General features: G+C 72.0%; 15 protein-coding genes. 13 read left to right on the top strand and 2 right to left on the bottom strand.

Annotated features, from left to right (window positions below; all coding sequences use genetic code 11):
- Positions 1 to 74 precede the first annotated feature (74 nt).
- Positions 75 to 815, top strand: coding sequence for a hypothetical protein (locus ACJ8AN_RS00305; protein WP_407753147.1), 741 nt, complete (start codon positions 75 to 77; stop codon positions 813 to 815).
- Positions 816 to 987: 172 nt separating this feature from the next.
- Positions 988 to 1,671: a hypothetical protein gene (locus ACJ8AN_RS00300; RefSeq protein WP_407753146.1), complete on the top strand. Its 684-nt coding sequence runs from the start codon at positions 988 to 990 to the stop codon at positions 1,669 to 1,671.
- Between the two features lie 6 nt (positions 1,672 to 1,677).
- On the opposite strand, the gene ACJ8AN_RS00295 is transcribed toward ACJ8AN_RS00300, so the two are convergent.
- Entirely contained in the window at positions 1,678 to 4,299 is a 2,622-nt protein-coding gene (locus ACJ8AN_RS00295) for a GAF domain-containing protein (protein WP_407753145.1), read from the bottom strand.
- Between the two features lie 290 nt (positions 4,300 to 4,589).
- On the opposite strand from ACJ8AN_RS00295, the gene ACJ8AN_RS00290 reads away from it, so the two are divergent.
- The 7 genes from ACJ8AN_RS00290 (at position 4,590) to ACJ8AN_RS00260 (ending at position 13,849) form a co-directional block, all read left to right on the top strand.
- The gene (locus ACJ8AN_RS00290; protein ID WP_407753144.1) at positions 4,590 to 5,066 is read left to right on the top strand and encodes a chemotaxis protein CheW; all 477 of its coding nucleotides are present in this window, start codon (positions 4,590 to 4,592) and stop codon (positions 5,064 to 5,066) included.
- The gene (locus ACJ8AN_RS00285) at positions 5,063 to 6,562 is read left to right on the top strand and encodes a CheR family methyltransferase (RefSeq protein ID WP_407753143.1); all 1,500 of its coding nucleotides are present in this window, start codon (positions 5,063 to 5,065) and stop codon (positions 6,560 to 6,562) included. Before ACJ8AN_RS00290 ends, ACJ8AN_RS00285 begins: the two co-directional genes overlap by 4 nt.
- On the top strand, positions 6,559 to 7,188 hold the full coding sequence (locus tag ACJ8AN_RS00280) for a chemotaxis protein CheW (RefSeq protein ID WP_407753142.1): 630 nt from the start codon (positions 6,559 to 6,561) through the stop codon (positions 7,186 to 7,188). The genes ACJ8AN_RS00285 and ACJ8AN_RS00280 overlap by 4 nt, the downstream gene beginning before the upstream one ends.
- Positions 7,185 to 8,834: a methyl-accepting chemotaxis protein gene (locus tag ACJ8AN_RS00275; protein ID WP_407753141.1), complete on the top strand. Its 1,650-nt coding sequence runs from the start codon at positions 7,185 to 7,187 to the stop codon at positions 8,832 to 8,834. The genes ACJ8AN_RS00280 and ACJ8AN_RS00275 overlap by 4 nt, the downstream gene beginning before the upstream one ends.
- A 2-nt stretch (positions 8,835 to 8,836) precedes the next feature.
- Positions 8,837 to 10,981, top strand: coding sequence for a response regulator (locus ACJ8AN_RS00270; protein ID WP_407753158.1), 2,145 nt, complete (start codon positions 8,837 to 8,839; stop codon positions 10,979 to 10,981).
- Positions 10,978 to 12,039: a chemotaxis-specific protein-glutamate methyltransferase CheB gene (cheB, locus tag ACJ8AN_RS00265; RefSeq protein WP_407753140.1), complete on the top strand. Its 1,062-nt coding sequence runs from the start codon at positions 10,978 to 10,980 to the stop codon at positions 12,037 to 12,039. The genes ACJ8AN_RS00270 and cheB overlap by 4 nt, the downstream gene beginning before the upstream one ends.
- Positions 12,040 to 12,169: 130 nt before the next feature.
- Positions 12,170 to 13,849, top strand: a complete 1,680-nt coding sequence (locus ACJ8AN_RS00260) for an ATP-binding protein (protein ID WP_407753139.1) — start codon at positions 12,170 to 12,172, stop codon at positions 13,847 to 13,849.
- 1 nt (position 13,850) lies between these two features.
- On the opposite strand, the gene ACJ8AN_RS00255 is transcribed toward ACJ8AN_RS00260, so the two are convergent.
- Positions 13,851 to 14,222, bottom strand: coding sequence for a hypothetical protein (locus ACJ8AN_RS00255; protein ID WP_407753138.1), 372 nt, complete (start codon positions 14,220 to 14,222; stop codon positions 13,851 to 13,853).
- 203 nt (positions 14,223 to 14,425) lie between these two features.
- Between ACJ8AN_RS00255 and ACJ8AN_RS00250 the strand changes: the two genes are divergently transcribed.
- The 4 genes from ACJ8AN_RS00250 (at position 14,426) to ACJ8AN_RS00235 (ending at position 18,942) form a co-directional block, all read left to right on the top strand.
- Positions 14,426 to 16,219 (top strand): metallophosphoesterase family protein, encoded by a 1,794-nt coding sequence (locus tag ACJ8AN_RS00250; RefSeq protein WP_407753137.1) that lies wholly within the window; start codon positions 14,426 to 14,428, stop codon positions 16,217 to 16,219.
- A gap of 123 nt (positions 16,220 to 16,342) precedes the next feature.
- On the top strand, positions 16,343 to 16,996 hold the full coding sequence (locus tag ACJ8AN_RS00245; RefSeq protein ID WP_407753136.1) for a hypothetical protein: 654 nt from the start codon (positions 16,343 to 16,345) through the stop codon (positions 16,994 to 16,996).
- Positions 16,993 to 18,399 (top strand): glycoside hydrolase family 1 protein, encoded by a 1,407-nt coding sequence (locus ACJ8AN_RS00240; protein WP_407753135.1) that lies wholly within the window; start codon positions 16,993 to 16,995, stop codon positions 18,397 to 18,399. The genes ACJ8AN_RS00245 and ACJ8AN_RS00240 overlap by 4 nt, the downstream gene beginning before the upstream one ends.
- 51 nt (positions 18,400 to 18,450) lie before the next feature.
- Positions 18,451 to 18,942, top strand: a complete 492-nt coding sequence (locus tag ACJ8AN_RS00235) for a PilZ domain-containing protein (RefSeq protein ID WP_407753134.1) — start codon at positions 18,451 to 18,453, stop codon at positions 18,940 to 18,942.
- Positions 18,943 to 18,945: the final 3 nt, after the last annotated feature.

Here is an 18,945-nt window from a genome sequence, read left to right as displayed (position 1 = left end):
CCAAGATGCCTGGAACGGGCCCGCGTTGCAGCCCTTCTGACGGGCAGGCCGGGCTTTCCTGTAGGGTCGCCCCCATGTCCGGAACGAGGCTGTTTTCCAGGCGGCTGCTGGCCACACTCCTCATGGGACTGGGGTGCTCACCGCCCAGGCCCGTCGAAGGCGTCTGGCGGCCCGGCCCTGGCGAGGACCCCGACCACATCCCGGGGCCCATGCAGAACTTCGGGCCGTTCGACACCTACCCGGACGCGCTCAAGGCCGCCTGCCCCCTGATCCTCTCCAAGCCCAACGCCGCCGTGGGCTACCTACAGGCCTCGAGTCCCGAACTGGCCCGCAGGGCGGCGACCGAATATTGCGCCTGGCTCTATTACACGCCCGAGCACCAGTACGAGATGAGCATGCTCACGGACCTATCGAGGCCCGAGGATCTCGTGACTGGAAACAAGAGCTGCAGGCTCCCTCCCTTCGTGAGCGACTCCCGCTATGCGCCGGGCGACCTCCGGTACATCTTCGCCCTTCACAACCATCCATTCGGGACCATCCTCTCCCCAGAGGACACTCAATTCATTGAAAACATGGCCAGCCTCCATGAGTGGTCCATCAAGCTGCAGGACGATCGCGAGATTCTGCTCTCCATCGTCGCCTTCTTCTCCAGGTCGAAGGACCCCGCGGCCCCCTCATGTGACGGCTTCTACCAGTATGTCCCGGCGACGCGCTCCATGACGCTCTGGACCCAGAACCAAGGCCACTGGCAACGTGAATTGATTGACCCTGAAGTATGGGACAAACCCAAACACCGTCGCATCGATAAGCGATAGGTGAGTTCCCGCCAAAGCCCATAGAGGAATGTCCATGACCCTGAGGGAACTCATCTTTTCAGCCGCTCTCATCCTCTGCGGCTGCGTACGAAGGCCGGAGCCCTTCTCCACCCCGTCCGCGCACGACAATTCCATCATCTTCCCTCTGTCGACCGGAGGGGACTTCGTCGAGGTGAACGCGAGGAAGGGGACGTATGAAATGGATGGCGAGGCGCTACGCGCCTTGATGGTCGTCGCCAATGACCTCTTTCCCCCGGGAGCCTCCACAAAGAACCTGCCGTGCTGGGCCAGGCAGGAGGCACACACGTACCGATTCACCCGCCGAGACGACATCATCTTTGTCTACGTCGACGAAGACCTCGCTTATTGCGGCCGCACGGCCCCTGCACTGGATTCAGGTGCGAAATACGCCATCAGCAAGGACGGCCGCATCCTCCGGCGCGTCATCGGCTCCGAACCAGACCATGTGCTCTGGCGCCTGCACATCCCCGACGGAGGAACGGTGACGGTCGTCGCGGAGCCGGGGGTCCGTCCCAAGCCGGAGGATCTGGAGAAGCCAGACAGCGGGATTGTGAAAATCGTCACGGAGCCGGTGGATATGCCCGGTCTGTTCATCCTCGAGCCGCTCCCGGGGTACGAACCGATCCCAGAGAGTCCCGACTTCCCGCTCGGCAACACCATGTCTCCCTTCGATGACGCGGGCACCTGGCAGTGGCGCGCCGGGAAGCGCGTTCCCGTGCACGAGGTGCCCTCGCCTTCCCCGGACCTGAATGGAGGCACTCCCGACGCGGGCCTCGATGGTGGTTCTCCGGACGGTGGTTCTCCGGATGCGGGCTCACCTACGGACGGCGGGTAGCGTGCCTCAGTGCACCCCTGGCCCGGCCACGCGCCGGGGCAGCCGCACCGTGAACGTCGTCCCCTCCTCCGCCGTGGAGCGCACCGACACCGTGCCCCCGTGCGCCTGGACGATCTGCTGGACGATGTAGAGCCCCAGCCCCAGCCCCGCGCTCGACGTCGGCGACTGCTCCTCTCCCGAGAACCTCCGGAAGGGCTCGAAAATCGCCCCCAACCGCTCGGCCGGAATGGGCGGGCCCGCGTTGTGCACCTCCAGCCGCACGCCGCCCTCCTCCTCGTGCAGCACGATGCGCACCCGCGTCTCCTCGGGGCTGTAGTCCAGCGCGTTCTTCCCCAGGTTGATGAGCAGCTGCGTGAGCCGGTCCCCATCCCACTCGCCCCTCAGGTCCCCCTCCAGCTCCAGCTCCACCTCCCGCCCCGGACGCCCCGTCTCCAGCTCGTCCACCACCTCGCGGCACAGCCCCCCCAGGTCCACCTCCCGCCGGCTCAAGGGAATGCCTCCGCCCAGCCTCCCGCGCGCGAAGTCGAGCAGGTCGGAAATCATCCGCTTCATGCGCTCGGCGCTGGTGATGATGCGCCGCACCCCCTTCACGTGCCGCTCCCCCACGTCCTCCCACCGCAGCATCGCGTGCGCCGAGAGCAGGATGGCGTTGAGCGGGTTGCGCAAATCGTGCGAGACGATGCTCATGAAGCGCTCGCGGAACTCCGCCGTGCGGCGCAGGTGCTCCTCCGCGCGCTTCTGCTCCGAGATGTCCACCAACACCACCCCCAGCCCCGACAGGGTGCCGTCCTCGTTGCGCACCGGGTAGTAGCTGGCCAGCCAGTACCGCCTCACGCCGGGCTGGGCCGGCGTCTCCCCCGCGAGCTCCACGTCCATCACCGGCTGTCCCGTCTCCAGCACCCGCCGCAGCAACGGCTCCACCTGTTCCGCCAGGCCCGGCAGCACCTCGCGGATGGACCTGCCCAGGTGCTCCCGGGAGGACAGCCCGTTGATGCGCGCCAGGCGCTCGTTGAGGCGCACGAAGCGCAGCTGCATGTCCCAGAAGCCCAGCCCCACCGGCACCGTGTCCATGATGCCGTCCAGGCGCGCCAGGGCCACCTGCACCTCGGTGCGCGCGCGCAGCTCGGCGTCGTAGAGCCGCCCGCGCTCCAACGCCTGCGCGCACTGCCCCGCCACCACCATCATCCACGCCCGCTCGTCCTCGGCGAACGGAGGCCTCCGGCGGAAGGACAGCCCGATGGCGCCAATGGCCCGGCCCTCCACCCACAACGGCAGCGCCGCGAACGCCCCGTAGGCCTCCACCTCGGGGCGTCCCCTCCACTCCGGGTAGTCGCGCACCACGGCCTCGAGCGTCTCGTAGAAGACGGGCAGCCCCCGGCGCACCGGCTCGCCGAACAGGACGGGGGCGTCGGCCGGGAAGTGCTTCCACTCCCGCACCTCCTCGTCGGCGTAACCGGTCGTCTCCAGCAGATCGAACCACCGGCCGTCCTCGGACAACAACCCCAGCGAGCCGCCCGCGGCCCCCAGCGCCCGCACCGCCTTCTCCAACACCACGTGCGCCACCTGCGCCGTGGTGAGCGCCTGCGACAGCGCGGCCGTCACCTCCTGCAGCCGTCCCGTGCGCGACTCCTGCTCGCGCAGCAGCGCCAGCGCCCGCTCGGCCTGCTCCCGCGCCTGGCGCTCGCGCGCGGCCGACTGCGCCTGGAGGATGAGCGCCGTGGCCCGCCCCACCATGCTCCGGAAGAGCAGCTTGTCCTCGCTGGAGAACTCGAAGGCGGTGCGGCTGCCCATCATCGCCACCCCGAGCGCCTCGTCCCCCTGCATCAGCGGCACCCCGTACAGCCCCCGCGTACCCTGGCGGCGGAAGGCCCCCGACTTCACCAGTGGGGAGGTGGCCGCCGAGCGCAGCTCCATGGGCCGCCGCCTGGCGGCGATGCTCCCGCAGAAGCCCTCGCCCACCCGCACCTGGAAGTCCGCCCGCACCAGCTCCTCCAGGCCCACCGAGGCCCTCGCCCGCAGCACGTCCCCCTCGCGCAACATCAGCGTCACCGAGTCCACCGCCGTGGTGGCCTCCAACATCACCCGCAGCAGCCGGGGCAGGAAGGTGTCCAGGTCCTCCGTCCCCAGCCCCGCCTGGGAGATGCGCTCGAGCACCTGATAGGTGCGCTCGCGCGCCCGGGCATGGCGCGAGACGGCCGCGGCCATCAGCTCGTCGAAGGAGCGGTTGAAGCGCTCCAGCTCCCAGAGCACCGTGGCCAGCTCGCCCGGCGCGGTGCGCTCCAGGTGCTCGCCGTACAGCCGCAGGATGCTCGTGCGCAGGACCGAGTACTCGGCGGACACCTCCTCCAGGTCGAAGCCCAGGTCCAACCGCTCCAGCGCGTGGAGCTCCGGTGTCTCCGCCAGCTCGCCGTGCTCGCGCCCCTGGTGCAGCGCCTCCATCCTCCGCGCCATCCGGTCGAGCAGCACCGGCAGGTGGCCGCCGAGCCGGGGATAGGGCAGGCCCTGGGTGCTCGGCAGCTGGCGCACCGCCCGCTCCCAATGCTCCAGGATGTGCGCCCGGCGCTCCCGGATGAAGTCGTGGAGATGCTGGCGCCCCGTGGCCTCCAGGGTGGTTGGGTGCTCCGCCATGCCTTGAAGATGGAGCCGCCGCCATTCGTGAGGCCGCACCCCTTCCGCCACGCCTGACGGCTCCCTCCCAGGGCGGCCAGCATTCCAGGCCTTTCACCCCTTCCGTGCCACCCGGTCGGACAACCCGAGGCGTCACATTTTCCCGTGACACCAGCGTGAGGGGTGCGTCACGCAACAGGGTGTGCCCTGCGCGGCACGACGTCCACCAGACGTCAGCTCCCCACGCCCCCCCTCACGCGAGCGGCCACGGCGGGCGGCCCGGGCCTAGACTGCGCAGGATTGGGAGACGCATGGTGACTCCGACGGCTCGCGAGGTCCTTCTCTTCATGTTGGAGGGGCAACGCTACGCGCTCCCCCTGGAGGAGGTGCGGGAGCTGGTCCGGGCCGTCCGGCTCACCCCCCTGCCCCGCGCCCCCGCCGTCGTGGAGGGCCTGGTGGACCTGCGCGGCGAGCTGCTCCCCGTGCTCGACTTGAGGCGCCGCTTCCGCCTGCCCGCCCGCCCGCTCTCCAGCGCGCATCACCTCGTGGTGGCCCAGGCGGGCGCGCGCCGGATTGCCCTCCGGGTGGACCGGGCCGAGGGCCTGCTCGCCCTGGAGCCAGGCATGCTCGACACGAGCCCACGAGAGCTCCCGGGCGTGGGCTACGTGGCCGGGGCCCTGAAGCTGCCCGATGGGTTGGTGCTCCTGCACGACCTGCGCACCTTTCTCTCCGAGGCGGAGGCGCTCGAGTTGGACGAGGCGCTCGTGAAGGAGGGAGCCCCGCGGTGAGCAGCGACCCATCCCCCAGCTGGCGCCATCCCGGCTACGTCCTGGTGCTCGACTTCGTGGCCGAGCGCGCCGGCCTGCTGCCGCCGAGCTGCCCTCCAGCCGCCATGGAAGGCATCGACCGGGCCATGGCCCGCGCCGGCCTGTCCGGGGACTTCGCCGCCTACCGCGCGCTGCTCGAGGCGGACGCCGCGGCCCTGGATGACCTGCTGGTGGAGCTCACCATCGGGGAGACGTACTTCTTCCGCAACCCGGAGCATTTCCAGTTCGTGCGCCACGAGGTGCTCCCGGAGCTGCGCCAGCTGCGGGGCCCGGGACACACGGTGCGCGCGTGGAGCGCCGGCTGCGCCTCGGGCGAGGAGCCCTACTCGCTGGCGGTGCTGCTGATGGAGGAGGGCTACGGGGGGCACATGGAGGTGCGGGGCACGGACGTGTCGCGCGCGGCGCTCTCGCGGGCCGGGGTGGCCAGCTACGGCGAGTGGTCCCTGCGCGGCCGCGAGGCCGACCACATGCGGCCCTTCCTGCACCTGGAGGGCAGGCGCTACACCCTGTCCTCCGACATCCGCCAGTGCGTCCACTTCGGCTACCTCAACCTCGCCGACGACACCTGGCCCTCGCCCGCCCAGGGCCTGTGGGGCATGGACCTCATCTTCTGCCGCAACGTCCTCATCTACTTCAACCGGCAGACCATCGAGGCGGTGGCCCGGCGGCTCCACGCCACGCTCGCCGACGGCGGCTTCCTCATTCCCGGCCCCTCGGACCCACCGCTCAGCGGGCTCGCGCCCTTCGAGACCATCGTCACCGACTGGGGCGTCGTCTACCACCGGCCCGCGCCCGGCCACCCCACCCGCGTCCACTCCCTGCGCCACGTCCCGGCGCGCGCGGCGCCGCTCCCCTTCCCGCCCCTGGAGGCGCCCCCCGCGCTCCCGCCCGCCCCCGTGACACGGGCCCCACCCCCGCCTCCACCTCCCGCGCCGGAGCCCCCCGCGGCCCCCGAGGCCGAGGGACTGGAGGGGGCACGGCGGGCGCTCGCCCTCGGAGACTGGCGCGAGGCGGCCCTGCGCGCCGGAGCGCTCGCGGCGGACCCGGGCGCGGTGGCGGTGGCGGTGCGGGCCCTGGCGAACCTCGACCCGCGGGCCGCCGTGCGCGCCTGTGCCGAGGCCGCCCGGCGCCATCCCCTCGCCGTGGAGCTGCGCTACCTGGAGGCGGTGTTGCTGCTGGGACTCGGCCGCCTTCCCGAGGCCGAACGCGCCACGCGCCAGGCCCTCTACCTCGAGCCCTCGCTGGCCGTGGCCCACCTCATGATGGGCCACCTCCTGCGGCGCCAGGGAGACACCGAGGGGGCCCTGCGCGCCTTCCGCCTCGCCGAGACGCTGTGCGCCACGCTGCCCCCGGAGACGCCGGTGCTCCTGGCGGATGGCGAGCGCGCCGGCAGACTGGTGGCGGTGGCCCGGGACGAGCGCACCCGGTTGGAAGCCTTCGAGGAGACGCGTGAATGACGGGAGGCGATGACGCGAAGCGCGGGGGGCTCGACTGGGCCGAGGCCTACCGGAGGCTGGCCGGGCTCGCCGCCTCCACCGAGGCCGCCACCACGGTGGACCCCCAGCGCGAGGCGGCCCTGCTCGACGAGCGCGCGCGGGCCCTCGCCCGGCCCCTCCACCGGAGGACCCAGGCCGGTCCCCTGCTGGAGCTGGTGCACTTCCGCTCCGGCGAACAGGACTACGCGCTGGAGACGCGCTTCGTGCTGGAGGTGCTGCGCGCCCCCGGGCAGCTCGTGCCCCTGCCCGCCGCGCCCGAGCTGCTGCGCGGCCTCACCCTGCTGCATGGCGAGGTGCTCGCGGTGGTGGAGCTGGCGCCCCTCTTCGGACGCACCGCTTCCGCCTCCCACGGGCCCGTGCTGGTGGTGGGCCCGAACCGGCCGGAGCTCGGCCTGCGCGCCGACGCGGTGGAGGAGGTGCTCCTCGTCTCGCGCGACACGCTGCTGCCTCCCCCCACCGCGCTCGGCTCACGTGAGCGCGCCCTCGTGTCCGGCATCAGCCGGGAGGGAATCATCGTGCTGGAGGGCGAGGCGCTGCTGGCGGATGGTCGGCTCTTCTTCGACTTCTCCGAGGAGCGGAGTACATGAGTATCGGGAAGAAGATTGCGCTCGGTTTCGGATTGTCCCTGGTGGTGTTGCTCGCCGTGGCCCTGGTGTCCTTCATGGGTGCCCGGCAGCTCACCGAGACCACCGCCAACCTGGTGGAGAGCCGAGACCAGGGCCGTGCCCTGCGCCAGGTCCGCGCGCTCCTGGTCGACGCGGAGACGGGGGAGCGTGGGTTCCTCCTCACCGGCGAGGAGCACTACCTGCAGCCCTACACGCGGGCCGTCCAGGAGATCAACACGGACCTCGCGGCCCTGCGCCAGGACCTCAGCGACGAGCCCGAGCAGCAGGCCCGGCTGGTCCGCCTCGAGCCCATCATCCACGAGCGGCTGAACGAGCTCGACCTCATCATCGGCATCCGGAGGGAGCAGGGCATGCAGGCGGCGGTGACGCGGCTGCAGCAGGTCCAGGGCAAGCAGCTCACGGAGCGCGTGCGCCAGGGGCTCGAGGAGATGCTGCAGCTGGAGGACCAGCACTGGGCCCACTTCGAGGGCGAGGCCCGGGACAGCGCCGGGCGCACCATGTGGGTGCTGGGGCTGGGCACGCTGCTGGGCTTCCTCGTCGTCGGCCTGGGCAGCGTCCTCGTCTCCCGCTCCATCACCGGCCCGCTGGACAAGCTGGTGATGGGCGCCGAGCAGCTCGGCGGCGGCAACCTCGCCCACCGCATCGACGTGAACAACCAGGACGAGACGGGGGAGCTGGCGCGCGCCTTCAACGCCATGGCCGAGCGCCGCCAGCAGGCCGAAGCCCAGTTGGCCAAACAAGCAGAGGAGCGTGAGCACACGCTCCGCACCGTCGCCGAGTTCGTCAATCAGCTCGCCGCCACCACCGCCGAAATCCTCGCCAGCACCACCCAGCAGGTGGCCGGCGCCCAGGAGCAGGGCAGCGCCGTGGCCGAAACCGTGAGCACCATCGAGGAGATTGCCCAGACGTCGGACGAGGCCGCGGGCCGGGCGCGGGCGGTGAGTGAGTCGGCACGCCATTCGGAGGAGGTGGGCAAGAGCGGCCGGCGCGCGGTGGACGAGGCCATCGCCGCCATGAGCAGTGTGCGCGAGCAGGTGGAGTCCATCGCCACGCGGATTCTGGCCCTGGCCGAGCAGGCCCAGGCCATCGGCGACATCATCACCACCGTCAACGACATCTCCGAGCAGACGCACATGCTGGCGCTCAACGCCTCCATCGAGGCCAGCCGCGCCGGGGAGCATGGCCGGGGCTTCGCCGTGGTGGCCGCCGAGGTGAAGGCCCTGGCCGACCAGTCCAAGAAGGCCACCGCCCAGGTGCGTCAGATTCTGGGTCAAATCCAGAAGGCCACCCAGGGCGCGGTGATGACGACGGAGGCCGGTACCCAGAGCGTCGCCGCCGCCACCCGCGTGGTGACGCAGGCGGGCGCCACCATTCAAACCCTCGGTGAGCTGCTCGGCCAGGCCTCCATCACCGCCGCGCAGATTTCCGCCTCCGCCAACCAGCAGGCCACCGGCATCAGTCAAATCCGCCAGGCCATGCGCGACGTCAACCAGGCTACCCAGCAGTCCCTCTCCAGCACCCGCTCCACCGAGCGCGCCGTGCAGAACCTCAATTCCATGGGCCAGAAGCTCAAGACCCTCCTCAGCGAGTACGGACGCGCCGCATGAGCATGGATCGCGACAGGCTCGCCCAGGCGCTCATGGCCACCTTCCTCGAGGAGCTCGAGGGACACGTGGCCGCGCTCAACCGGGACCTGCTCGCGCTGGAGAAGACGCCCACTCCGGCGCGCTTCGCCGAGCTGATGACCTCGCTGCTGCGCACGGTGCACAGCGTGAAGGGGGCCTCGCGGGCGGTGAGCGTGGGCGTCATCGAGTCGGCCTGCCACCGGTTGGAGGAGGTGCTGGCGACGGTGCAGCGCCTGGGCCGCGCGCCCCCGGAGCTGATGGAGCTGGGCTTCACCACCGCGGACGCGCTGGACGACGCGGGCCGCAGGCTGGCGCAGAAGCAGGACATGCACGGCTCGCCGCTGGAGGCCCTGTTGCCCCGGCTGGAGCAGGCGGCCCAATCCCCCGAGCCACCCCAGGCCAGTCCCCCCGCTCCGCGGCCGCCGCGTGCTCCCGTGCCCGAGCCGCCGCCCGCGCCGCCCCCGGAGCTCCCCACTCCCGGAGCCGAGGGGCTGCCGGTGCGCGTGTCCGCCCAGAAGCTGGACTCCCTGCTGGCCCGCAGCGGCGAGCTGCGCGTGGCGGGCCTGCGCATGGAGGGGCGCGTGGAGCTGGTGGAGGCCCTCCACGAGGAGCTGCACCACCTGCGCCTGCGCTCGAGGGGCGAGGAGGAGGCCCTGGCGCGGCGGCTGGAGACGCGGCTGGCGCAGCTCGGCCGGGCGCTCGCGGCGGACCGGCGCACGCTGCTGCAGGCCACGAGCGGGCTGGACGAGGAAGTGCGCCGCGCGCGCACCCTGCCCTTCGCCGAGGCGTGCGCGGGGTTGGAGCGCCACGTGAGGGACCTGGCACTCTCGGCGGGCAAGCGGGTGCGGCTGGAGGTGCATGGCGGCGCGCTGGAGTTGGACCGCTCGCTGCTGCAGGGCCTGCGCGAGCCGCTGCTGCACCTGGTGCGCAACGCGGTGGCGCACGGGGTGGAGACGCCGGTGGCGCGGCGCGAGGCGGGCAAGCCCGAGGAGGGCCGGGTGACGCTCACCGCGCGGCTGCTCGGGGGCCGGGTGCAGGTGGTGGTGGAGGACGACGGGCGGGGCCTGGACCTGGCCTCCATCCGCGAGAAGGCCCGGGCCCGGAGGCTGCCGGTGCTCGGGGACGCGGGGGACGCACGGCTCATCTTCATGTCCGGCCTGTCCACCGCCGAGTCGGTGACGAGCGTGTCCGGCCGGGGCGTGGGGCTGGACGTGGTGCGCTCGCAGGTGGAGGCGCTGCGCGGCAGCGTGGACGTGGCGTACGAGCCGGGCCAGGGCACGCGCTTCGTCCTGGACGTGCCCCTGACGCTCAGCACGCTGCGGGTGCTGCTGGTGACGGCGGGCGGGCACACCTTCGCGGTGGCGGGCGAGAGCGTGGAGCGCCTGCTGCGCCTGGGCCCCGAGGACGTGCGCGTGGTGGAGGGCCGGCAGCTGTGGGTGACGCCCCGGACGCTGGTGCCGCTGGCCTCGCTCGCCACGGTGCTCGGCCTGCCCGTGGCGGAGTCCCCGCGCCCGCGCCCCGGTGCCATGGTGCTGGCCTCGGGCGAGCTGCGCGCCGTGCTCGTGGTGGACGACGTGGTGGCCGAGCAGGAGGTGCTCATCCGCGGCCTTGGCCCGCGCATCCGCCGTGCGCGCCATGTGTCGGGCGTGGCGGTGCTGCCGGACGGGCGCATGGCCCCGCTGCTCAACGCCCCCTCGCTGGTGCGCGCCGCCGAGGGCCGCACCCTCTCCGCCGGCCTCTTCCCCGCCCCCGAGGAGAAGAAGGCCCGCGTGCGCGTGCTCCTCGCCGACGACTCCATGACGACGCGCGCCCTGGAGCAGAGCATCCTCGAGGCCGCCGGCTATGACGTGCTCGCGTGCGTGGACGGCCAGGAGGCCTGGGAGCGGCTGCAGGCCGAGGGCGCCGAGGCCATCGTCTCCGACGTGGAGATGCCGCGCATGGACGGCTTCGCCCTCACCGAGGCCATCCGCGGCTCTCCTCGCTTCGGCCGCCTGCCCATCGTCCTCGTCACCGCCCGCTCCAAGCCCGAGGACAAGGCCCGCGGCCTCCACGTGGGCGCCAGTGCCTACCTGGTGAAGAGCGCGTTCGACCAGACCCACCTGCTGGAGACCTTGAGGCAGCTCCTATGACGACAGCGAAGCTCCGTGTCCTCGTCGCCGAAGACTCCCCCACCGCCCGGCGCCTGCTGGTGGAAATCCTGCGCGCCGACTCCTCCTTCGAGGTGGTGGGCGAGGCCCGGGATGGCGTGGAGGCGCTCGAGCTCACGCGCCGCCTGCGCCCGGACCTGGTCACCATGGACATCCAGATGCCGAACATGGATGGGCTGGAGGCCACCCGTCGCATCATGACGGAGGTGCCCACGCCCGTGGTGGTGGTGTCCACGCTGGTGGAGCGCGACATCCAGACGTCCATGGCGGCGCTGCGCTCGGGGGCGCTCGCGGTGCTGCAGAAGCTGGTGGGTCCGCAGGCCCCCGGCTTCGAGGACGAGGCCCGCCGGCTGCGCGACACGGTGAAGGCCATGGCCGCGGTGAAGGTGATTCGCCACTGGCCCTCGCGCGACGAGGCCCCCGCGCCCCGGCCCACCGTGGTGGCCGTGCGCCGGGGCAGGCCCGCGCTGCTCGCCATCGCCGCCTCCACCGGGGGCCCCGCGGCGCTGCACCGCATCCTCTCGGAGCTGCCCGCCGACTACCCCCTGCCCATCCTCGTGGTGCAGCACATCGCCCTGGGCTTCGCCACCGGCCTGGCCACGTGGCTCGACAGCGTGTGCCCCCTCTCGGTGAAGGTGGCCGAGGACGGCGAGGAGCCGCGCCCCGGCGTCGTCTACATCGCCCCGGATGACCGGCACCTCGGGGTGCGGGCGGACAGGCGGGTGGAGGTGTCCAACGCGGCCCCGGTGGGGGGCTTCCGGCCCTCCGGGACGTGGCTCTTCCGCTCGGCGACCCGGGTGCTGGGCCCTTCCCTGGCCGCCGTGGTCCTCACCGGGATGGGGCAGGACGGTCTGGACGGTTTGCGGGAGGTACAGCAATCGGGGGGGCTGGTGCTGGCCCAGGACGAGGCGACGAGCGTCGTCTACGGCATGCCCGGTGTGGCGGTGTCGGCCGGAGTCGCCGACGAGGTGCTCCCCCTGGGTGCCTTCTCCCGGCGCTTCCGGGAGCTCGCCGGGCTTGAGGGCGAGCAAGCGGGATAGGGGGATGCATCATGGGGGGTGCCCATTATCTTGGAAGTGACGCTCGCCAGGGCGGCCGCCCGTCTGGATGGACGGTGCCCGGGCGACATGAAATGAAGAGGAGCGCCCCCACGCCCGTTGTGGCGACACCATGAGCCAGCCCCTGTCGGGATTCGAGATGGCCTTCAAGGCCCTGCCCGAGCCGGCCTACCTGCTGGACGAGGCGGGCCGGATATTGGCCTGCAGCGCGGCGGGCGCGCGGGTGCTGGGCATGCCCGCGGAGCTGCTCGCGGGGCAGCCCTGGGCCCGGCTCGCGCTGGGGGCCGAGGAAGGCGCCCTGTTGGAGTCCGGGCTCGACGTGGCGCGGGCCACGGGAGGCTCGCACGCGGTGGTGGCCACCTGGCCGAGCGGCACGGGCCCCCGGCCGCACTCCTTCTGCTTCACCCCGGCGGGGGACGGCGCGGGCCCGGCGCGGATGCTGGTGACGGTGCGCCCGCTCACCGAGGCCGAGGCGGTGTACTCGCGGGCCCTGGCGCTGGAGCAGGCCTCGCGCGCCGAGGTGGAGGCCGCCGAGCGCCGCCAGTCCTTCCTCTACCAGGCGATGACGACGCTCTTCGCCCACCCGCCCGACCCCCAGGGCATGTACACGCTGCTGGCGCACCTGGCGGTGCCGGACCTGGCGGACTGGTGCCTGGTGGACGCGGTGGAGCAGGGCCCGTGGGTGTCGCGCGTGGCGGTGGCGCACCTGGACCCCACGCAGGCCGAGCAGGCCCGTGCGCTGGCCCGGCGCTTCGAGCGGCGCGAGGCCCCGGTGGGCGTGCTGCGCGTGCTGCACACGGGCGAGCCGGAGCTGGTGCCGGCGGTGACGGACTCGCTCTTGCGCGCGGCGGCCAGCGAGCCCGAGCACCCGGCGCTGCTCAGCCGGCTGCAGGCGCGCTCGTACATGATCATCCCGCTCAAGGCGCGGGGGCACACGCTGGGGGCGGTGACGTTCGTCTCGAGTGCCTCGGGGCGGCGCTATGGCCCCAACGACCTGGCGCTGGCGGAGGACCTGTGCGTGCGGGCGAGCTTGGCCATCGACAACGCGCGGCTCTTCGGTGAGTCGAGGCGGGCGACGCGGGCGCGGGAAGACCTGTTGGCGGTGGTGTCGCACGATTTGAAGAACCCGCTGGGGGTGGTGCAGCTGGCCTCCGCGCTGCTGATGCGGGGCGCGCAGGGCAAGCCCGGCACCGAGCAGGTGCAGAAGCAGGCGGGCCGCATCCAGGCGGCGGCGGAGCGGATGGGGCGGCTCATCTCGGACCTGCTGGACTGGGGGCGGATTGAAGCGGGAGGACTGCCGCTGGAGCCCTCGGAGCAGGACGTGGCGTCGCTGGTGATGGAGGCGATGGAGAGCGTGCGCCCGCTGGCGGAGGCACGGGGGCTGCGGGTGGCGGCGGAGCTAGAGGACGACGGCGTCCAGGTGAAGTGCGACCGGACGCGGGTGTTGCAGGTGCTGGGCAACCTGCTGGGCAACGCGGTGAAGTTCACCCCGGATGGCGGACAGCTGACGGTGGGAGCGCGGGTGCAGCAGGGCGAGGTCCGGCTGTGGGTGCGGGACACGGGCTCGGGCATCAAGCCCGAGGCGCTGCCGCACGTCTTCGAGCGCTACTGGCAGGCGAAGGACGCGGAGAGCCGGGGAACGGGGCTGGGGCTGTACATCGCCAAGGGGATTGTGGAGGCGCACGGCGGCCGCATCTGGGCGCAGAGCGAGTGGGGCCAGGGCAGCACGTTCTCCTTCACGCTGCCGACGGCGAGCCAGCGGGCGACGAGAGACTCCCACCCGTCGCTCTGACCTACCCCCCGGCGGGAGCGTGGTGCGTCACCGAGCGCACGAGCACGAACGAGCCGGTGGGCCCCAGCGCGATGACATACGTCTCGTGCTCCACCTGGACGAAGGAGCCATGGGCGGCCTCGGGCTGAAGCTCGAGCCAGCCGAGGGCCTCGGCCATGGAGGGGAAATCGTGGACGGGGGTGGAAGCGGAGGCGCGCGACTCGAGCCAGTCGCGGAAGGCGTCGAGCTCCTGGCGGGAGTGGAGGAAGAGGAGGGCGCGCGCGGCGAGGGCGATGGCGGCGGACTCGTCCGACTCGGGAGCATGGGAGCGGGACGCGGAGGCGAGCGCTCGCAGCGTCCGCTGCAGCTCGGACTCCGAGGAGAACTCATTCATGGCGTACCCCCTGGCACCTGGGCCCGTGGCAATCCCCACCAATGTGTCGGCGAGACGTGGGGAGGCAAGCCCCGGGGCGGAGCGCTCTCCTGGCACGTCCCACGGCGTGCGGGAAACCCGACACTCCCCTCCACGGAGTCACGCTCCGTTGCCCCACGAGGCGACACCGCGCAGCTTTGGAGCACCACCCCGGGGAGAAAGTCATGGCCTCGGAAACACACGTCCTCACCACGCCCGGAGCGGGAACGGCCCCGGTCCAGCGACCGCCCAAGCGGAAGATGGTGACCTGGTTCGACCCGCTGGTGCTGCTCAAGGCGGGGGTGCGCTCGCTCATCTCGACGACGATTGGCGAGCAGGCGGATCGCCGGTTGCTCGATGCGCTGGCGGCACCGAAGGGGGCCCCCACGGACCTCTCGGTGGACGACGCGGGCCGGCCGCGTGAGGAGCTCTGGTTCGACTTCGTGGCGGACCTGGGGGACGGCTGGGACTCGACGTACGAAGTGGCGGTGGAGGTCTGCAAGCCCACGCTGTCGCTGCGGGACGAGACGGGCACGGCCTACGAGACGCGCTCGGGCGAGCTGCTCATCTTCGGCGGGGACGAGGTGTACCCCGAGGGAGACGTGAAGGAGTACCAGGAGCGCACGGTGCGGCCCTGGGAGGCGGCGAGGCCGAAGACGCAGCAGGCGCCGCGCCTGTTCGCCATTCCGGGCAACCACGACTGGTACGACGGGCTGGTGTCCTTCATGCGGCTGTTCTGTCAGGGCCGGGGCCCGGCGGGCTGGAAGACGGAGCAGCGGCGCAGCTACTTCGCGGTGAAGCTACCGCGGGGCTGGTGGCTGCTGGGCGTGGACATGCAGCTGGATTCGGACCTCGACGAGCCGCAGGTGCAGTACTTCCAGGAGCTGGCGAAGACCCAGATAGGGCCGGACGACAGAATCATCCTCTGCCTGGCCGAGCCCGCGTGGCTGCTGGCCCACGTGCGGCCCCCGGGAGACCGGACGTACCTGGACAACAACCTCGACTTCCTCGAGCAGAACGTGCTGGGCAAGAAGGTGAGCGTGTTCCTCACGGGGGACCTCCACCAGTACCGGCGGCACTCCAACGACGAGGGGCGGCAGAAGATCATCGCCGGAGGAGGCGGCGCCTTCCTGCACCCGACGCACGTGCCGCGCAAGGACGTCGTGCTGCCGGAGGGCTTCACGGCGCGAAAGGCCTTCCCTCCGCCCGAGGAATCGCGGCGGCTGTGCTGGCGAAACCTGGGCTTCCTGGGACACAACCCGACCATGGGCCTCTTCACCGGCATCCTCTACCTGCTGCTGGCGTGGATGCAGGTGGGGGACCTGCGCGAGGGCGGCACGGTGACGTGGAAGCTGTCGCGCGTGCTGGGCGCGGCGCTCATCAACCCGGGGGTGGTGCTGCTGTCGGCGCTGCTGGTGCTGGGGCTGGTGGTCTTCGCGGACACGCGCTTCGGCTGGGGACGCGCGGTGGCGGGCGTGCTGCATGGAGTCGCGCACCTGGCGGCGGCGCTCTGGATGTTCTGGGCGGCCTTCGCGCTCACGGGCTCGTTCCTGCGGCTCGGGAGCGTGCCGCAGGAGCTGCTCGGGGCAGTGCTCGTCTTCGCGGGCGGCTTCCTCCTGGGGCCGACGATTCTGGGGGTGTACCTGCTCATCTCGGCCAACGGCTTCGGCGCGCACGCCAACGAGGCGTTCTCCGCGCTGGCCATCCCGGACTGGAAGAACTTCCTGCGGCTGCGGATAGACAAGGAGGGGCAGCTGTGGATCTTCCCCGTGGGCATCCGCCGGGTGCCTCGCGAGTGGAAGCCCGGGCAGACGGTGCGCGAGCCCGAGTGGGTGGCCGATGACAAGGACGCCACGCCACCGGAGCTCATCGAGCCGCCCATCGTCATCGGCTCGGCGCGTGCCGCGTCCACATCACCCCGCGTGGCGGGAGCGGGCAGACCGGAGTACGCGGGACTGGCGCCCTCGACGCTCGTCTAGGAGCCTGGGAGGAGGCGTCCACCGCGCGCCTCCTTCTCCCAGCGCGGCGGGCCCACACCCGGAGAGAAACCGCGGCCTTCCGTTTCCGGCGTCCCCGTCCACCCGGTTATCGTGCGGACGCCCATGCGCTCCCTCCTGCTCGCCCTCGCCGCGCTCGCCGTGGCCCCTCCCGCGCGCGCGCAAATGACCGGCGGTGACTCGCCGCCCCCGGTCCCAACGACGCGCGCCCTGCCCGGCGCGGAGCTGAACCTGGACCTCGGTGCCCTCTCCGGCGGCTACACCTACGGCGATGGCGCCTGGATGGAGCCCTTCGCCGCCCAGGCCGTCTCGGGCCATGTCCTCCTCGGCGGCCTCACGCTCGACGGCGGCGTCCTCTCCCTCGAGCCCCTACGCCCCGGCGGCCCCGGCGCCAGCCTCACCCTCACCGCCCGCGTCGGCTACACCGGCGAGCGCTGGAGCCTCGTCGGTGGCCCCGTGCTCGGCATTGGCTACTCCGCCCGGCCTGGCCTCCAGGTGCTCCCCTCGCTGAAGGCCCTCTACCGCGTGGGCCCCGTGGACCTGCACGCCGGCCTGCTCGATTTGCACGGCCTCGTCCCCGCGCACCTCGGCGCTTCCTGGAAGGGCCTGGGCCTCGCCTATGTGCTGCCGCTCGGCGCCCGCGCCTGGGCGAGCATTCCCCTCAACCCCGCCCTGAGCCTGCGCGTGGAGGCCTTCGCCTTCCGCCTCGGCAATGCCCAGTCCGCCCTGCTCACCGTCGGCCTCGGAGGCCAGCCATGAGTGTCCGCCCCCTCCTCCTCGGCCTCGCCCTGCTCGCGGGCTGCAGCGAGCGGCCCTCCTTCGACCCGGCCAAGGTGAACGCCGCCCCCATCGGCAAGGGCCTGCCCCGCGGCTTCCTGCTCGGCACCTCCACCGCCGCCCACCAAATCGAGGGCGGCAACGTCAACGACTGGAGCGACTGGGAGCGCGGCGCCTTCCCGGACGGCGCGCCCCACATCAAGGACCGCAGCGTGTCCGGCCCCGCCACCGACTCGTGGAACCGCTTCGACGAGGACGTGACGTTGATGAAGCGCCTGGGTGCCAACGCCTACCGCTTCGGCGTCGAGTGGAGCCGCCTGGAGCCCACCCCGGGCGCCTGGGACGCCGACGCCGCCGAGCGCTACCGCCAGTGGGCCCACACCCTGCGCTCGCAGGGGATTGAGCCCATGGTGACGCTCTACCACTTCACCCTGCCGCGCTGGGTGGCCGAGTCCGGCGGCTGGGAGAACCCCGCCAACCTGGACGCCTTCGAGCGCTTCTCGGGCAAGGTGGCCGAGCTGCTCGGCGCCGACGTGGACTGGTGGTGCACCCTCAACGAGCCCAACGTGTACGCGGTGTTCGGCTACATGGACGGCGTCTGGCCGCCGGGCCGCAAGGACACCGCGGCCATGGCCCGGGTGCTCGCCAACCTCATCGAGGCCCACGCCCGCGCCGCGCGCCAGCTCCGGGCCCACGACACGGTGGACGCGGATGGGGACGGCCGCGCCACGCTCATCGGCCTGGCCCACCACGTGCGCGTCTTCCAGCCCGCCAGCGGCTCCACCACCGACCTCGCCGTGGCCGGCCTCACCGACGACTTCTTCAACGAGAGCGTCCCCAAGGCCCTGCGCACCGGCCACGTCTCGCTCTTCGTCCCCGGCTCCGTCTCCCTCGAGCGCGACGTGCCGGACCTCAAGGGCTCCATCGACTACCTCGGGCTCAACTACTACACGCGCGACCACGTCCGGCAGGACACCTCGCCCTCCTTCTCCCACAAATACGTACCCGCCGGGCACGACACGAACGACCTGGGCTGGGAGCTCTACCCCGAGGGCCTCTACCTCTTCCTCAAGAGGTACGCGGCGCTGGGGCTGCCGCTGGTGGTGACGGAGAACGGGATGGATGACCGCACCGGCGAGCGCCGGCCCTACTCCCTGCGCAGCCACCTGTACGCGGTGGAGCAGGCGGTGGCCGAGGGGGTGCCCGTCCGGGGGTACTTCCACTGGAGCCTGATCGACAACTTCGAGTGGGCGGAGGGCTACGGGCCGCGCTTCGGGCTGTTCCAGGTGGACCGCAGCAGCGTGGAGCTGACGCGGCGGGCCACTCCGGCGGTGGAAACCTTCCGCGAGGCCGCGCGCAACCTGGGACTGACACCCACTCCCTGATGGCGGGAGGGCGAAATTCTCAGTAAGAACGAGGAGACAGGAGCGAACACCATGGGCGTGATCCAGTTCATCGACGAGTTCCGCGAGCTCCACACCAAGGCGCGGCAGGGCAAGCTCGGAGAGGCCGAGCGTCCGGCGTACCAGGCGGCGCGCGAGCAGTTCGCGCGGGCCTTGTTGAACGCCCAGGGCCTGATGCTCGACGGAGCCGAGGCGCGCCAGCACTACCGGGTGGCCCACCAGCTGCCGGTGGAGCTGCAGATGGCGTACGGCAACGTGTGGACGAACACGTTGGACCTCTCCGCGGGAGGCTTCTCGGTGATGCTGCCGCACTCGGTGGACGTGAAGGAGCGGCCCAGCGCGCTGTTGTACCTGCCGGACGAGTCGACGCTGGCGGGGCGGGTGCGGGTGGTGTCGCAATTCCAGCGGGCGGACAAGCACCGGGCGTCGTTCGCGTTCCTGGACCTGACGGAGCGGGAGATGGAGCTGCTGGAGGGCTTCCTCATCGACTTCGCGCTGGAGCGGGTGGGCATCACGCCTCCGTAGGCT

This window comes from Archangium sp., from assembly GCF_045802675.1.
GTDB lineage: Bacteria > Myxococcota > Myxococcia > Myxococcales > Myxococcaceae > Archangium.
The sequence above is the reverse complement of the archived record's forward strand: the minus strand, read 5'-3'. Positions and strand labels throughout refer to the sequence as shown.